12 protein-coding genes are annotated in these 17,763 nt (G+C 42.3%); all 12 read left to right on the forward strand.

What is annotated here, in order from left to right; genetic code table 11:
* Positions 1–36 precede the first annotated feature (36 nt).
* The 12 genes from FAY33_RS00585 (at position 37) to rlmD (ending at position 17,534) form a co-directional block, all read left to right on the forward strand.
* Positions 37–1,104, forward strand: a complete 1,068-nt coding sequence (locus tag FAY33_RS00585; RefSeq protein WP_207705986.1) for a sugar ABC transporter permease — start codon at positions 37–39, stop codon at positions 1,102–1,104.
* Positions 1,105–1,119: 15 nt separating this feature from the next.
* Positions 1,120–1,956 carry a carbohydrate ABC transporter permease gene (locus FAY33_RS00590; RefSeq protein WP_143318827.1) on the forward strand — a complete coding sequence of 279 codons (837 nt, stop codon included), beginning with the start codon at positions 1,120–1,122 and terminating at the stop codon, positions 1,954–1,956.
* Between the two features lie 178 nt (positions 1,957–2,134).
* Positions 2,135–3,316: a glycoside hydrolase family 88 protein gene (locus FAY33_RS00595; protein ID WP_143318828.1), complete on the forward strand. Its 1,182-nt coding sequence runs from the start codon at positions 2,135–2,137 to the stop codon at positions 3,314–3,316.
* Positions 3,317–3,342: 26 nt separating this feature from the next.
* Positions 3,343–5,052: a DUF2264 domain-containing protein gene (locus tag FAY33_RS00600; RefSeq protein WP_347562635.1), complete on the forward strand. Its 1,710-nt coding sequence runs from the start codon at positions 3,343–3,345 to the stop codon at positions 5,050–5,052.
* A 74-nt stretch (positions 5,053–5,126) separates the two neighbouring features.
* Positions 5,127–8,153, forward strand: coding sequence for a glycoside hydrolase family 2 TIM barrel-domain containing protein (locus FAY33_RS00605; protein WP_143318829.1), 3,027 nt, complete (start codon positions 5,127–5,129; stop codon positions 8,151–8,153).
* A 30-nt stretch (positions 8,154–8,183) separates the two neighbouring features.
* Complete coding sequence (locus tag FAY33_RS00610; protein WP_143318830.1) at positions 8,184–8,543, forward strand: MmcQ/YjbR family DNA-binding protein; 360 nt, start codon at positions 8,184–8,186, stop codon at positions 8,541–8,543.
* A gap of 377 nt (positions 8,544–8,920) precedes the next feature.
* Positions 8,921–10,663 carry an ABC transporter ATP-binding protein gene (locus tag FAY33_RS00615; protein ID WP_143318831.1) on the forward strand — a complete coding sequence of 581 codons (1,743 nt, stop codon included), beginning with the start codon at positions 8,921–8,923 and terminating at the stop codon, positions 10,661–10,663.
* Entirely contained in the window at positions 10,639–12,462 is a 1,824-nt protein-coding gene (locus FAY33_RS00620; protein WP_143318832.1) for an ABC transporter ATP-binding protein, read from the forward strand. Before FAY33_RS00615 ends, FAY33_RS00620 begins: the two co-directional genes overlap by 25 nt.
* Positions 12,463–12,484: 22 nt before the next feature.
* Entirely contained in the window at positions 12,485–13,366 is an 882-nt protein-coding gene (locus FAY33_RS00625) for a patatin family protein (protein WP_143318833.1), read from the forward strand.
* A 3-nt stretch (positions 13,367–13,369) separates the two neighbouring features.
* Complete coding sequence (pcrA, locus tag FAY33_RS00630; RefSeq protein ID WP_143318834.1) at positions 13,370–15,646, forward strand: DNA helicase PcrA; 2,277 nt, start codon at positions 13,370–13,372, stop codon at positions 15,644–15,646.
* 145 nt (positions 15,647–15,791) lie between these two features.
* Positions 15,792–16,085: a DUF4366 domain-containing protein gene (locus FAY33_RS00635; protein ID WP_143318835.1), complete on the forward strand. Its 294-nt coding sequence runs from the start codon at positions 15,792–15,794 to the stop codon at positions 16,083–16,085.
* A gap of 90 nt (positions 16,086–16,175) precedes the next feature.
* Positions 16,176–17,534, forward strand: coding sequence for a 23S rRNA (uracil(1939)-C(5))-methyltransferase RlmD (rlmD, locus tag FAY33_RS00640; protein WP_143318836.1), 1,359 nt, complete (start codon positions 16,176–16,178; stop codon positions 17,532–17,534).
* Positions 17,535–17,763 lie beyond the last annotated feature (229 nt).

Genomic DNA, 17,763 nt, shown 5'->3' on the forward strand with positions numbered 1-17,763 from the left:
ACTTCTGATGCACATAGAAAAAGGAGGAAGAGTAAAATGGCGAAGACAATAACAGAATCGCAAAAACAGGAAAAAATCGCTGCTTTGCAAAAACGGCGGGATTCGTTAAGTCTATTGCTTTCGGATACTGGAAGCAATAGAAGACGTGACAGCCTGATTGCGAAGATCGAAAAAATAGATGAAAATATTAAAAAAATCCGTACCGGACAGCGCTTTACAAGACAGGAGAAGAGGAATCTGGTTGCTTACTCCTTCATAGCCCCCAACTTTATTGGATTTGCAGTCTTTACGCTGGGACCGATTATTTTTGCTTTTGTTCTGGCTTTTATGGAATGGGATGGAAACAGCTCTATGAAGTTTGCAGGACTTAGTAATTTTGTTGCTATGTTTGTGAATGCGAGATTTCAGGCATCTTTCATTAACACCATTGTTTATTGTGCAGCCACGGTTCCTTTAACGCTTGTGTGTGCTCTTTTATTAGCGGTTGTTTTAAACCAGAAGATAAAAGGGAGAAACTTTTTCCGTACGGTCAGTTTCTTTCCTTATGTTGCATCATTAGTTGCGGTGGCGGCCGTATGGAACATGTTATTCAGCCCCATGAAGAGCGGACCGGTTAATATGATTCTTTATAATCTGGGTGTCCATGCGAAAAGTCTTCCCAAGTGGGCAGCCGATCCCCACTGGGTCATGTTTACCATTATATTATTCAGTGTCTGGAAAAACATGGGATATTATATGATTATATATCTGGCAGGTTTGCAGGGAATTAACGGCGAGCTTTATGAGGCGGCAGGCCTTGACGGCTGTAACACATGGCAAAAATTCCGGTACATTACCTGGCCCCAGCTTCAGCCTACAACGTTCTTTGTAACCATTATCCTGACGATCAACTGCTTTAAGGTATACGATATTGTTTATATGCTGGCAGGAGGTTCCAATGGTATTGTAAGTTCCCAGGCGATGGTACTTGTTTATCACATTTATGAAGAAGCATTCCGTAACTGGAATCTGGGATATGCAAGTGCGGTAGCAATGGTATTATTCTTAATGGTTCTTGCTGTAACACTGGTTCAGTTCCGTGGCGAAAGAAAATATGCAAACTAAAAAGGAGGATTCGTTATGAGAAATAAAAGTACAAATTCAGCAATAAGCAAATGCCTCCTTTACGTGGTTTTGATCATTTTGACATTTGCCATGCTGGTTCCGTTTGCCTGGATGCTTTCCGCTTCCTTAAAATTTGATAAGGATGTTTTTATCTTCCCAATTAAGTGGATTCCCCAAAATCCAAAATGGAGAAATTATCTGGATATCTGGACGAAGATTCCTCTTATGACCTTTGTATTAAATACTGTAAAAATTACGTTGATTGTTACCTTTTTGCAGCTTTTGACCAGCAGTTTTGCTGCATATGCGTTTGCAAAATTAAAATTCCGTTATAAAAACTTTTTATTCATGGCATATATTGCAACCATTGCGGTGCCCTGGCAGGTATATATGGTTCCTCAGTTTATGATGATGAGAAACTTTGGACTGAATAATTCCCATCTTGCAATTATTTTTCTTCAGGCGTTTTCTGCTTTTGGTGTGTTTATGATGCGGCAGTTTTATCAGGGAATTCCGGATGAACTTTGTGAAGCAGCAAGAATTGATGGGATGAGTGAGTATCAGATCTATGCAAAGATTATGCTCCCTCTGTCTAAACCCGCACTTTCTACATTAACCATCTTTACCTTTGTAAATACCTGGAACGATTTTTTGGGACCGTTAATCTATTTAAAAACAGAAGCGAAAAAGACCCTGCAATTAGGATTAAAGATGTTTATCAGCCAGTATAGTTCGGAATATGGATTAATCATGGCAGCATCGGTTCTTTCTCTTGTTCCTGTGCTGATTGTATTCCTGTCTCTTCAGAAACACTTTGTAGAAGGGGTGGCAGCAACTGGAGTGAAAGGATAATCAATGAAGATGATAAAGAATTTTGTGGACCAGTATGATAACTGTCTGAGAGCAAACTGGTTTTTAAAAGAGTAAAACCGGAATATTTTTATTGAGGGACCGGCGGTATATAGCCGTCGGTTCCTTTTTGAGAAAATAGAAAGGGATAGATTTTAGTTTCATGAGGAGGAAAAAAACAATGAACAGACAAGTTGAGCAATTGCTGAAAGAAAAGCCGGAATTGTCAGAAGAAATGTGCCAAAAAGCTATGGATTTTGCCGTTGACCAGGTGAGCAGCAATTTAAAAGAATTTACGCATTCTTTTAAGAAGGCATTTAGCGAAGACGGTTTTTATAAACCAACCCCCAATGTAAACTGGACGACAGGTTTCTGGACCGGGCAGATATGGCTTGCCTATGAATGGAAACAATCAGAAGAATTGAAAAATGCAGGGCAGATTCAGATTGAAAGCTTTTTAGACCGGATTAACAGAAAAGTAGAAGTAGATCATCATGACATGGGATTTTTATATTCACCTTCCTGCGTGGCTGGTTACAAGCTGATAGGGGATGAAAAGGGCAGGGAAGCAGCAATAAAGGCGGCGGATCAACTCATAAGCCGTTTTCAGCCGGTCGGAGGATTTATTCAGGCATGGGGACCTATGAACCAGCCGGAAAATTACCGGTTTATCATTGATTGTCTTTTAAATCTTCCGTTATTATATTGGGCAACCGGGGAGACAACAGATGAAAAGTACCGGGAAGTGGCAGAAAAGCATATTCACACCGCAATTGCAAATGTGATCAGAGATGACTATTCTACCTGGCATACTTTTTTCATGAATATGGAAACGGGAGCACCGGATCATGGAGCAACCTGCCAGGGATACCGGGATGGCTCTGCCTGGGCAAGAGGCCAGGCATGGGGCGTGTATGGCTGTGCAATGGCTTACCGCTATACCCGTCGTTTAGAGTATCTGGAAGATTTTAAACATGTTACAGATTATTATCTGGAGCATCTTCCTTCGGATCTGGTTCCTTACTGGGATCTGGAATTCGGAGAAGGTTCAGATGAACCAAGGGATTCCTCCTCTGCCTCTATTGCTGCCTGTGGAATGCTTGAGATGGCAAAATACTTAGAAAAAGAGGATGCTGCCCGCTATCGCTCCATAGCAAAGAAAATCATGGCATCGGTTGTGGAATATTATGCAGTAAAAGATGAAAAGGAATCCAACGGACTGGTTCTTCACAGTACCTATTCAAAAAAGTCCCCTTATAACACCTGCACACCGGAAGGGGTGGATGAATGCAACATCTGGGGTGACTATTTTTATATGGAGGCACTGACCCGTTTGTCTAAGGATTGGAATCCATACTGGTAAAGGAATGATAACAGGAAAAGAGGCGAATGAATGTGAAACTTGAATCAAAAGAGGATTATCGCCAGTGGATGCATCAGGTGCTGGACCCTTTAAAACCATTGTACAGCAAGGGGGGAGCAAGACTTCATCTGGGAGACAGCGGAGTGACTTACCCGAAAACAAGTATCGAAATGGAGGCATTTTCCCGGCCTTTGTGGGCTTTGGTCCCATACTGGCTTGGAGGAGGCAGCGGATTTGAAGAGATATACCAAAAGGGGCTGCTTCATGGAACTGATCCGGAGCATCCGGAATACTGGGGAGGGTTTGGAGATTATGACCAGAAGTTTGTGGAAATGGCAGCGATTGCATGCAGTCTGATTTTTACTCCCCAGATAACCTGGGAGCCGTTAGGAGAAAAAGGAAGAGCGAATCTTGCTGACTGGCTTTATGGGATTAATGAACATATAATACCAGACTGCAACTGGCAGTTTTTTATGATTTTAGTTAATGTGGCGCTGAAAAAAAGAGGATGCCGCTACAGCAGGGAATGTCTGGATAAGGGGCTTTCAAAAATTGAAAGCTATTATATCGGAGAGGGCTGGTATCGGGATGGAGGTTCCAGTCAAAAGGATTATTATATTTCTTTTGCGCTTCACTATTATGGACTGGTCTATGCAAAGGCGATGAGAGAAGAGGACCCTGACCGGTGTCAGCGGTTTTTAGAACGTGCCGTATTATTTGCAAGGGATTTTATCTATTGGTTTGATGAAAATGGTGCTGCGCTTCCCTTTGGAAGAAGTCTTTCTTACCGTTTTGGAGAGGCTGCTTTCTGGTCTGCGTATTTATTCGCAGGTCTTGATGATATTCCGGTCGGGGTAGTAAAAGGTTTGATTTCCCGCCATTTAAACTGGTGGCTGGACCAAAAGATGTTTGACCGGGATGGTGTGCTGACGATTGGTTATAGCTATCCAAACCTGATTATGGCGGAACGGTACAATGCCCCTGGTTCTCCTTACTGGGGAATGAAGACACTTTTGTGTCTGGGACTTGCGGACGATCACCCATTTTGGAGTGAAAAGGCAGAACCCCTCCCCCGGCTGTCTGACATAAAGATGCTTAAACAGGCAGATATGCTTATGCACCGTCATGGAAACGATGTGGTTGCTTATCCGGCAGGTGTGTGTGAAAAATATGGACATGGACACGTACCGGAAAAGTATTCAAAATTTGCTTATTCAACCAGATTCGGTTTTTCTGTTGCAAGAAGCCAGATTGTGCTTCATGAAAATGCTCCCGATTCAGCGCTTGCTTTTGTCATTGACGGGGATGATTATGTATTTGTGAGAAAATACAGTGACTCGTATGAGGTGTTGGAGGATAAGGTAATCAGCACATGGCAGCCATTTCCTGGAATTAAGGTTACAACTACTATTATTCCAAAGGAAGAGGGGCATTTAAGGATTCATGAGATTGAAAGCCAATATGACTGCAGGGCATATGACTGTGGTTTTTCTGTTGAGAAGTTTACAGAAGGCTATGAACAGAACTCTGAGGGAGAAGAAGCTGTTGTTTTCCATAAAAAGCAGGGGTGTAAAGTACGGGGGAAAGGTCCGGGAGCATCTGGAATTGTTATAGAAGCAGATCCTAATACCAATGTACTTTATCCCAATGCTTCGATTCCGGCAGTCTGCTACAGGGTGAAAAAAGAAGAACGGGTTTGCTTAGAAACCATGGTGACAAGTTTTTTATGGAATTAGGCAATCTGTAATTCTTGCTTCTTTTGATCAGGCGGATTATAATGAAGCCATAGTTTTTATAAAAGGAGGGTTTTATGGAACTAAAATCAGCAAAATCAGAATGGCTGGAAGATCCCAGAGTGTTTGCAGTAAACAGGATTCCGGCTCATTCTGATCATTGTTACTATGAAACAGCAGGTGAAGCTTTAACGGGCAAAATGAAGCTTCGCCAGTCGTTAAATGGAAGGTGGAAGTTTTCCTATGCAGAATGTCCCGATAAGCGGATCCGTCAATTCTTTGAAGAGGGGTTTGATGACTCTGGATTTGGAGAGATTGAGGTTCCAGGGCATATAGAACGCAATGGATATGGGAGGTGCCAGTATATTAATACCATGTATCCATGGGATGGTCTGGCAGACATTCGCCCTCCTTTTACTGACCGGGAGAACAATCCGGTAGGAAGCTATATCCGGGAATTTAAGCTGGAAGAGCCTCTTTTGGGCAAACGCCAGTACATATCCTTTCAAGGTGTTGAAACCGCTTTTTATGTGTGGCTCAATGGGAGTTTTATCGGCTATTCAGAAGATTCCTTCACTCCTTCTGAATTTGAGATTACTCATGCAGTTAAGGAAGGAATCAACCGGCTGGCAGTGGAAGTGTACAAAAGAAGCAGTGCCAGTTGGATCGAAGATCAGGATTTTTTCCGCTTTTCTGGTATTTTCCGTGATGTATACTTGTATGCAACTCCAGAATATCATGTACAGGATCTGTTCATTCATGGTGATATTACCGATGATTACGAAGATGGTCAGTTTTGTGCGGAACTAACCCTTACGCCTGAGACAAAAGGAAGTATTTCTGCCCAATTAAGAGACAGAGACGGGAAGCATGTGGCTGTGTGGGAATCTGTTCCAGCCGGTGAGAAAGTAAAACTTTCTGCGGATATTTCCGGAATCCACAAGTGGAGCGGTGAAGACCCATATCGCTATGAACTGACGATTACCCTTTCTGATGAACAGGGAAATATCATTGAAATCATTCCCCAGAAGGTTGGTTTTCGGAGATTTGAAATCAAAGACGGTATCATGATTTTAAATGGAAAGCGGATCGTATTCAGGGGAATCAACCGGCATGAATTTAATGTGAGACGGGGACGCGCCATCACAAAGGAAGACATGATGTGGGATATCTGTTTTCTAAAACGTCATAATATCAATGCGGTGAGAACTTCCCATTATCCCAATCAGAGCCTGTGGTATGAGCTTTGTGATGAATATGGTATTTATCTGATTGATGAGACCAATCTGGAAAGCCATGGTTCCTGGCAGAAGATGGGCGCTGTGGAACCTTCCTGGAACGTTCCGGGGAACCTCCCTGAATGGAAGGAATGTGTTCTGGACCGTGCAGAGTCCATGCTTGAACGGGATAAGAATCACCCCAGCATTCTGATCTGGTCCTGCGGCAATGAATCCTATGCAGGGGAAGACATTCTTGCCATGGCGGATTTTTTCCGTCGAAAAGATTCATCAAGGCTGGTGCACTATGAAGGGGTATTTCACAATCGGGCATATGATCAGACCAGTGATATGGAAAGCCGTATGTATGCCAAGCCGGCGGAGATTGAAGATTATTTAACAAACAGTCCGAAAAAGCCTTTTATCCTGTGTGAATACATGCACGCCATGGGCAATTCATTAGGTGGCATGAATCATTATACAGATCTGGAAGATCGTTATGAATTATACCAGGGAGGCTTTATCTGGGATTACATGGATCAGTCCCTGATGAAAGAGGATGGGTACGGGCAGGAGCATATGACCTATGGGGGAGACTTCGGTGACCGTCCGACAGATTATAGTTTTTGCGGCAATGGAATCGTGTATGCGGACCGGACTGTTTCCCCGAAAGCACAGGAAGTTAAATTCCTATATCAGGATATTCGTCTAAAACCTGATTTAAAGGGGGTAACCATTGATAACAGAAGAATGTTTACGGATACCTCGGATCTGGAATTTGTCTATACCGCTTTAAAGGATGGGGAACCTGTGTTCCAGAAAAGCTTTTTGGCAGATGTGGCTCCCTTAGACAGCCTTTATGTCTCCCTGGAAATTCCGGATTTTAACGATTACGGGGAATATGTGATCCAGGTTTCCGCACTTTTAAAACAGGATACGCTTTGGGCTGATTCCGGATTTGAGATTGCTTACGGAGAGCATGTGGAAACAAAAGAGGGTGCTCCCATACAGCAATCGGAAAAACCTCTTAACATTATTTACGGAGATGTAAATATCGGCGTAAAGGGAGAGGGCTTTCAGATTTTGTTTTCCAGACAGGAGGGAAGTATTGTTTCTATTGTCTACGACGGAAAAGAATGGGTGGGAAGACCTGTTATGCCTGTATACTGGCGAGCCGTTACGGATAATGATAAAGGAAACAAATTCCCGGTCGAGAGTTCTGTCTGGTATGGTGCAGGTCGTTTTCCCCGCTATGATAAAGGAAATTGCCTTGTAAAAGATTTTGATGGAAAAATTTGTGTGTCGTTTACTTATGAATTATCCACCAATCCCAGGACTGAGACAACCGTTACTTATGAAGTCCGGGGAGACGGCAGCATTGCGGTACGCGCCGTATATCACGGAAAAAAGGGTGTTCCTGAGTTACCTGCATTTGGCATGAGGCTGATTACTCCGGAAGCTGTCCGCAGTTTCACATGGTATGGAAGAGGACCGGAGGAAAATTACAGTGACCGCTGCCAGGGAGCGAGACTTGGAATCTATAAGGATACGCCGGAAAATAACCTTTCCCGTTATCTGGTTCCTCAGGAATGTGGAAACAGAACTGGAGTCCGTTGGTTGAAGATCTCTGATCTCGATGGTCATTCTATTGAATTTCGGGCAGTGAAACAGCCCTTTGACGCATCTGTGCTTCCTTTTACGGCAGAAGAACTGGAATCAGCCACACATAGAGAAGAGCTTCCGGTAGTTCGTAATACAGTTGTGAATATTTTTGGAGCCATGCGAGGTGTTGGTGGTGATGATAGCTGGGGCGCACCGGTTTATCCGGAATACTGTATCAGCGGAGAAAAAGAAGTGGTAACAGAATTTATAATTGAAAAAAGGTAAAGAAACAAACGAGAAAAATGGGGGCGAAGTATGGAATATCAGTGGATTGATGAATACTTGAAATCAATGAAAGGCGTGACCAGTGATTATAAAAAGGAAAGGAACTGGGTTCGGTACTTTATAGGAGGCAAAATGTTTGCGGCAGTTTGCATGACAGAAAAAGGGGTAACCGATTTCGTCACTTTGAAGCTGGAACCGGCAGAAGGTGAATTTTTAAGACGGAGATATGAAGATATTATTCCCGGGCATTATTTGAATAAGCTCTATTGGAACTCCGTGAAAGCCAATGGGAATATTCCCAAAAACCTCTTAAGTGATTTACTTGAGAAATCCTATTACCTGGTGTTGTCAAAGATATCCAAAAAGCAGAAGGAGGAACTTTTTTGTTGAATTTCCATAATTTACTTGACAAATCAAATTATGGGCAGTATTCTAATTATTAGAAATATTCAAAAAATATAGAAAAGGAGGCAGTTATCATGAGAAGCATAATTGGAATGATTGGAAGCAGTAGAAGAAAGAACAAAAATTTAATTAGATATCATGTTCAGTCTGCCTCATGGAATATAGAATCCTTTTTTCTTGCCGAATAAGGGTGGCTTCTGTTTTTACGGAAGTATTTTATGAGAATAAACCGCAGTCTGAATAGACTGCGGTTATTTTTTTCTATGTTGCTGGAAAAGACCGCCTTTTGCTGTCTTTTCCAGCTTTTTTATGTGTCAGGGGGCAGCAGACTGTGGTTTTAGAATTATTTTAAGGAGAAGAGTATGAAAAATCTATGGAAGTATGCAAAAAAATACTGGCATATGTATCTGTTTGCTTTAGGTGCCATGGTAATCAGTATTTTGCTGGATGCAGCAGCACCTCAGATCACCAAACGTATCATTGATGACGTAATTGTAGGCGGAGAAATGAAAATTCTCATGAATCTGCTTTTGGGCCTTCTTGGAATTGGGCTTTTAAGGGCTGTATTCCAGTATGCCAAGGAATTTGTTTTTGATTATGCCTCATCCGGAATTGGAAGCGGACTGAGGAAAGACCTTTTTGACCATATCCAGACTTTATCCATGGGGTATTTCGACCGTCACAATACAGGAGAGCTGATGGCAAGAATCAAGGATGATGCCGAAAAAATATGGAACGCTTTTGGATTCGTTGGCATGTTAGTGATTGAGTGTACCATACACACTCTTGTAGTTCTTTTTTGTATGTATCGGATCAGTCCTGTTTTAACCTTAATTCCCCTTGCTGTTCTGCCGATCATTGCCTGGTATGCCATCAAGATGGAAAATGGGCTGGGAGAAGTTTATGATAAAATCAGCGAACAGACGGCGGAGTTAAATACAGTTGCCCAGGAAAATCTTGCGGGAGTGCGTACAGTAAAGGCTTTTGCAAGAGAAGACTATGAAATGGAAAAGTTTAAAAAGCACAACAAGAGTTTTTATGACTTAAATATGAAGCAGGCAAGGCTGGTTGTCCGCTATCAGCCCAACATCTCCTTTTTGTCCAAGGTACTTTTGATCGCAGTGATTGTAATCGGCGGGATTTTAGTTATTATGGAAAAAATGACGGTAGGAGAACTTGGTGCATTTTCTGAATATGCCAATAATATTATCTGGCCTATGGAAATGGTTGGCTGGCTCAGCAATGATCTGGCTGCGGCAATGGCTTCCAATAAGAAGATCAAGGCGATTATGGCGGAAGAGCCTGTGATTAAAGATACAGAACAGCCTGTTTACCCAGAGAAAATCAAGGGGGAACTGGTGTTTGACCAGGTTGGTTTCTCCATTGATGGAAAGTCTGTTTTAAACGATATTAATTTTACATTAAAGCCTGGGCAGACCATTGGGATTATGGGAGTAACCGGTTCCGGGAAAAGTTCTGTGGTTAATCTGATCAAGCGGTTTTACGATGTAACGGAAGGAAGAATACTGCTTGATGGAATCAATATCAAAGAACTTCCTCTCTCTGTTTTAAGAAAAGAAATCTCAGTGGTCATGCAGGATGTATTCCTGTTTTCCGACAGCATTACGGAAAATATAAAAACCGGAAACCGGGAGAGGGCAAAATGGGAAAGCGTGCAGCAGGCTTCTATTTCAGCGGAAGCCCACAGCTTTATCTCAAAACTGACCGATCAGTACGACACGGTAATAGGAGAACGTGGAGTAGGACTTTCGGGAGGACAGAAACAGCGGATCAGCATCGCAAGAGCCATTGCCAAAGAAAGTCCGATTCTGATCTTTGATGATTCCACCTCGGCTCTTGATATGGAAACGGAGAAGAAAATTGAACATCATCTGTGGAATCAGAAACAGAGTTCTAAGATCATCATTGCCCACCGCATATCGGCAGTCCGTAATGCGGATGAAATTCTGATTTTTTCAGATGGAAAGATTATAGAGCGGGGAACCCACAAAGATCTGATGGAAAAACGGGGGGAATATTACAAAACCTATCAGGTGCAGTATGGAGAGGAGGAAACAACATGGCAGTCAATTCCAGCAGAGTAGATGAAGATCAAAAAGAAGTGTTAAAAAAGGATACCATAATACGTTTGTTTGCATATCTTCTTGGTTTTAAAAAGCAGATTACAATTGTTTTATTGATTATGGCTGGAACCATAACAATCAGTATGCTGGCACCCCTTATCATGGAGTATGCCATTAATGTATGTGTGGCTCAAAAGGATATCAGGGGTCTTTTGATATTGGGAGGAGGAGCAGTGTTTTTGTTTGTGTTATTTTTGATTGGAACAAAGGTTCGGATGGTTCTTATGGCAGAAGTATCCAATCAGGTTTTACTGGAAATCAGGGAAGAACTGTACAAACATATTCAAAGCCTTGGTTTCGGATTTTTTGACAGCCGGCCAACGGGAAAGATTCTCGCCAGAGTGATTGGTGATGTGAATTCTCTGAAAAATGTTTTGTCAGACAGCGTCACTCAGTTAATTCCTGATCTTCTTACGGTTATATGCGTAGCCGTTATTATGGTGGTGAAGAATTACCGTCTGGCTATGGCTGCACTTTTAACCCTTCCGATTCTGGCTGTTGGTATGTTTCTGATTGAAACAACCGTCCACAGAAGATGGCAGATTTACCGTAAAAAGACTTCTAATTTAAATGCGTATGTTCATGAAGATTTATCGGGAATCAGAATTATTCAAAGCTTTGCCGCAGAACGGGAGACAAAACAGGTGTTTCACAGTCTGGTTGACCAGCATTATCAATCTTTTATCAATGCGGTGGCTGTGGCGGACGGGTTTGGACCTCTGGTTGAGGTCACCTGGGGGCTTGGAGTTTTTTTGCTTTATTTTATCGGCATTCGCATGATAGGGGTGGAACAGGTAGGAATTGGTACATTCCTGGCATTTTCAACTTATCTTTCCATGTTCTGGAGTCCCATCCGCAATCTTGCCAACTTTTATAATAAACTGACCACCAATCTTTCGGCTGCGGAGCGGATCTTTGACCTGATTGATACAGAGGCAGAGATAAAGGATCAGGAAGGGGCGAAAGAATTATTTGGATTAAAGGGAGAAGTGGTTTTTGAAAATGTATCATTTGCTTACAGTGACGAACCGGACCGCTTGATTTTAAAAGAGGTTAATTTTGCTATCAAGCCAGGTGAAACTATAGCACTTGTAGGTCCTACGGGAGCAGGCAAAACGACAATTGTAAATCTGATCAGCCGGTTTTATGAAACAACAAAGGGGAATATCTGGATTGATGGTCATGAAATCAAGGATTTTACCTTAAACAGTTTAAGAAGCCAGCTTGGCATTATGACACAGGATAACTTTCTTTTTTCCGGCACAATTGGAGATAACATTCGGTATGGACGGTTAGATGCCACTCAGGAGGAGATTATAGAAGCCGCGAAAGCGGTCAGTGCCCACGATTTTATTATGAAACTGGAAAATGGCTATGATACAGTCATCAGTGAACGCGGAGCAGGATTATCCATAGGACAGAGACAGCTTCTGGCATTTGCCCGGACCATGGTTTCAAGACCAGGAATTTTAATTCTTGATGAAGCCACCTCAAGCATTGATACCCACACAGAACTTCTGGTGCAGAAAGGGATTGACGCATTGTTAAAGGGCAGGACTTCTTTTATCATTGCCCATCGTCTTTCCACCATACGAAAAGCAGACAGGATCTTTGTCATTGACAATGGAATGGTTATGGAAGAAGGAACCCATGAGGAACTTTTAAAACGGAAAGGTGCTTATTATCAGTTGTATCAGAGCCAGTTTTCAGAGGCAGCCCCATTTGGAAAAGGGATTGACCGGATCGGGGAAATGCAATAGAATAGAAGACGAGGTGAGAAGAATGACAGAAGGAGCATTAGTTTTAGAAGGCGGTTCTCTCCGGGGAGTTTTTACTGCCGGAGTTTTGGATGTATTTATGGAGAAAGGAATTGAGTTTTCTTATGTAAATGGGGTGTCTGCCGGTTCCATGGCTGGAATGAGCTACATCAGCAAACAGGTTGGACGTTCCATCCGGGTGAATTTGGATTATGTAAGGGACAAACGTTTTTTAAGCTTCAGGAATATGGTTAAGAACCGTTCTGTTTTTAATTTTGATTTTTTATTTGGGGAATTAAGCAATAATCTTGTTCCTTTTGACTATGATACATTTTACAGTTCCAGACAGACCTTTGAGGTGGTTGCAACCCGTTGTAAGACCGGGAAGCCGGAATATTTCGAGAAGAGTGCCTGCAAGGATTTTGTCAATGCAGTCAAGGCATCAAGCAGCATACCGATTTTATCCAGCATGATTCCTGTCAATGGAAAAAAATATCTTGATGGCGGCTGTTCCATGCCTGTTGCATACCAGAGAGCGATTGACCTTGGATATGAAAAGACAGTGGTAGTTCTTACAAGGGAAAAAGGCTATCGGAAGCCGCCCCTTGATAAATGGACGAAAAAAGGCTATGAACGGTATTTTGGTCCGTTACCCAGGCTTTTGGAAGCATTGGAGGAGGTTCCGGACCGCTATAACCGGATGCAGGATGAATTGGATCGTCTGGAGGAATCAGGCAGGGTCTATATCATTCGCCCGGATAAGCATGTGACCGTTCAGAGAACGGAACAGGATAAGCGCAAGCTGGAAGCACTCTATGAAGATGGAAGAAGGCTGGCGGAGACAAAACTGGAAGAGATGAAAGATTACCTTGGAATAAATGGAGAAGGAAAGGAAATAACGGTATAATTTATGAGTATTTATGACACATTGAACCCCATGCAGAAGAAAGCGGTGCTCCATACGGAGGGACCGCTTCTTGTACTGGCAGGAGCCGGTTCAGGAAAAACCAGGGTGCTTACTCATAGAATTGCATACCTGATTGAAGAAAAAGGGATTAATCCCTGGAATATTCTTGCCATTACCTTTACCAATAAGGCAGCAGGAGAGATGAGGGAAAGGGTAGATCGTCTGGTGGAATTTGGTGCTGACAGCATCTGGGTTTCCACATTCCATTCTTCCTGCGTGCGTATTTTAAGGCGTCATATTGAAAGTCTTGGATATACAACTAATTTTACAATTTATGATTCTGACGATCAGAAGACTTTAATGCGGCATGTCCTTAAGGATCTGGAACTGGACCCTAAGATTTATAAAGACAGGGTTATGCTTTCTGTGATTTCTACAGCGAAAAATGAACTGATATCTGCGGTAGAATTCGAAGAAGCATCGGCAGGAGATTTTCGGCAGAAGAAAGTGGCACAGGTCTATAAAGAGTATCAAAGGCAGCTGAAAAAGAATAATGCTCTGGATTTTGATGATCTGATTATGAAGACCGTGCAGCTTTTTGAAACCAATGCAGATGTTCTCAATTATTATCAGGAACGTTTTAAGTACATATTAGTGGACGAATATCAGGATACCAACACAGCTCAGTTTAAGCTGGTCAGTCTGTTGGCTGGTAAATATAAGAATCTCTGTGTGGTAGGGGACGATGACCAGTCGATCTACAAATTTCGTGGAGCAAATATTGAGAATATCCTGAATTTTGAAAAATCTTATCCTGGTGCTGTTGTTATAAAACTGGAGCAGAATTACCGTTCCAGCCAAAGCATCTTAAATGCAGCAAACGAAGTCATACGCCATAACAGAGGAAGAAAAGACAAAACCCTTTGGACTGCCAACGAAGAAGGACCTCTGGTTCAGTTTAAACAATTTGATAATGCTGCTGAGGAAGCGGATGCCATTGTCCGTGATATTTTAAACAGTCCGTCAGAATACCAGGACTGTGCTGTGCTTTACCGGACCAATGCCCAGTCCCGTCTGATTGAAGAAAAATGTCTTCAGCACAATGTTCCTTACCGAATGGTAGGCGGAGTGAACTTTTACCAGAGAAAAGAAATTAAGGATATTCTGGCTTATTTAAAGACCATTGCCAATGGACAGGATGATCTGGCGGCACTTCGTGTTATTAATGTGCCAAAACGGGGAATTGGTGCTACCAGCCTGGCAAGAATCCAGGCATTTGCTTCGGAACGGGAATTCGGGATTTATGATGCGTTCTGCCGGGCAAAGGCTGTTCCAAGTCTTGGAAAAGCAGCAGATAAAGTGTTGAAATTTACGGAATTAATTGAAGATTTCCGCAGCAGGTTAGAAGAAGAGACTTATACCATTCACCAATTGATTGAAGATGTTCTTGATGAAACCGGTTATCTGAAAGAGCTGGAAGCAGAAGGGGAGATTGAATACCAGACCCGTCTGGAGAATATGGAAGAGCTGATTAACAAAGCAGTCAGCTTTGAGCGGGATCATGAGCAATGGGATTTAAGTGAGTTTCTGGAAGAAGTTGCCCTTGTAGCAGATGTGGACCGGATGGATGACTCGGAAAACAGGGTGACACTTATGACGCTTCATAGCGCAAAGGGACTGGAATTTCCAAGGGTCTATTTAACGGGAATGGAAGATGGTCTTTTCCCCAGCATGATGTCCATATCTTCTGACGACAGGGAAGCGGTAGAAGAGGAACGCAGGCTTTGCTATGTTGGAATTACCAGAGCCCAGAATTATCTGATGATGACAGCAGCAAGACAGCGTATGGTAAACGGGGAAACCCGGTATGCCAAGATAAGTCGTTTTGTTGAAGAGATTCCGTCGGACCTTCTGGACTCTGATAAGCTGGAGCCACGTCTTTCATCGACCCGCAGCCAGAGTGATTTTGATGACAGTGCTCTGCCTTGGGGAAAAGCCTCTAAATCTGCCGGGGTCAGCAGTTTTGGACCTGGAAACAATTCTTATGCCTCCAAAACAGTACAGCCTGTATCAAAGCCTGGATTTGGGAAAGCGTTTACCGTGGAAAAGGCTGGTTCTTTGGATTATAAAGCAGGGGACAGGGTCAGCCATATCAAGTTTGGGCAGGGACAGGTCATGGAAATTAAAGATGGAGGAAGAGACTACGAAGTTACGGTTCATTTTGATACGGCTGGTGTGAAAAAGATGTTTGCATCCTTTGCAAAACTGAAACTTTTATAAATTTAATAATCAATACATAAAATTTAAAAAAAATGTGAAAATGATAGTAAAAGGATCAATATAATGGTATAATAACTGCGATAAGCAAAGAGATGAACCCTTTGCATAATTAGGAAAGCAAGGCTCTCAGAAAGGACGTGGAGACATGAACAGATTTGATGCAATGAGCAAAGAGGCTATGAGCAGACTGGAAGATCTTATGAACTCAAGCAGAGTGAATGAATTGCTTCATAAAAGAGAACAGGAAGAAAAAAAGAAAAATTGTATCCTCTGGATACTGGCTATTGTAGGTGCAGTAGCAGCGGTGGCAGGGATTGCTTATACAGTATATCGTTTCTTCACACCAGATTATCTGGAAGATTTTGAAGATGATTTTGATGACGATTTCGACGATGACTTCTTTGAAGATGATCAGCCCGCTGAAAGTTCTGAAAATTAAGAATGGCATTATAATAGAGAGAGCGTGCCTCAATGAATGAGACACGCTTTTTGCTCGATTAGATATAATAAAAGGATAGGAGTCAACATAGTGAAAAAGGGTGAGATATACGAAGGAATTATCGGATGTTTTGATTTTCCGGATAAAGGAACCATTGAACTGCCGGAGGGGAGAATCACGGTAAAGCATGCGCTTCCAGGGCAGAAACTCCGTGTTATGATTAACAAGAAACGTGGAGGTAAGGCAGAAGGCCGTATTCTTGAGGTGCTGGAACCTTCCAGTCTGGAGACGGCAGCGGATCCCTGCCGCCATTTTGGAATCTGCGGAGGCTGCACGTATCAGACGATTCCTTATGAAGAGCAGTTAAAAATCAAAGAAAAACAAGTAAAGGATTTAATTGACGGTGTCTGTGAGTCCTATGAGTTTGAGGGAATTAAGGCTAGTCCCATAGAAGATGGATACCGGAATAAGATGGAGTTCTCTTTTGGAGACGAATATAAAGATGGTCCTCTTTCTCTTGGAATGCACAAGAGGGGCAGTTTTTATGATGTGGTTACCACCACAGACTGTAAGATTGTTAATTCTGATTTCTGTGATATATTAAAAGCTGTCAAAGAATATTTTGAAGCACGTGGAACGAGATTTTATAAGAAGATGCAGCATACCGGGTATCTGCGCCATCTTCTGGTTCGCCGTGCCATTAAGACCGGTGAGATTTTAATCGACCTGGTTACGACTACGCAGGAAGATATGGATTTGGCTCCTTTTACGGAGCGGTTATTGGAGCTTAAGTTAAATGGCAGGATTGTTGGAATCCTACATACTTTAAATGACAGCCTTGCAGATGTGGTGAAAAGTGACAGAACCGATATCTTGTACGGACAGGATTTTTTCTACGAAGAACTTTTAGGGTTAAGATTCAAAATTTCTCCGTTTTCTTTTTTTCAGACCAATTCTCTGGGAGCAGAAGTGCTTTATGAGACTACAAGAAGGTATGTAGGAGAGACGAAGGACAAGGTGGTATTTGACTTATACAGCGGTACAGGTACCATTGCCCAGATTATTGCACCGGTTGCCAGGAAAGTCGTGGGAGTGGAGATTGTCTCCGAAGCAGTAGATGCGGCAAGGGAGAATGCAGAACTTAATGGTCTGGACAATTGCGAATTCATTGCTGGAGATGTATTGAAGGTCATTGATGAGTTGAAAGACAAACCTGACCTTATCATCCTCGATCCTCCCAGAGATGGTATCCATCCAAAGGCTCTTATGAAGATTATTAATTTCGGTGTGGACCGGCTGGTGTATGTGTCTTGTAAACCAACAAGCCTTACCAGGGATTTAGTTGTGCTGCAGGAGAATGGGTATCAGGTGGAGAAGGTTTGTTGCGTGGATATGTTTCCTTCTACGGCGAATGTGGAAACGGTTTGTTTGTTATCCCGCATAAAATAAGCCTTTAAGAAGTTTTGAATACCAGAAATAGTGCTCGTGACAACTATTTGGCAACCATTCATCAGATTACTCAGCAAATCGTTTTATAGCAATTCGATTTATTGAGTGTTGTAAAAGATATTAAAAAAAGTGTAATTTTCCCAAATGGAGAATTATACTTTTTTTATATAAGAAAGTATGATATCATGGAAGTTAAAAGAAATTTATCCAAATAGATCAATAAAAAGAT

It is taken from the genome of Clostridium sp. HBUAS56010 (assembly GCF_007115105.1).
GTDB lineage: Bacteria > Bacillota > Clostridia > Lachnospirales > Lachnospiraceae > Lacrimispora.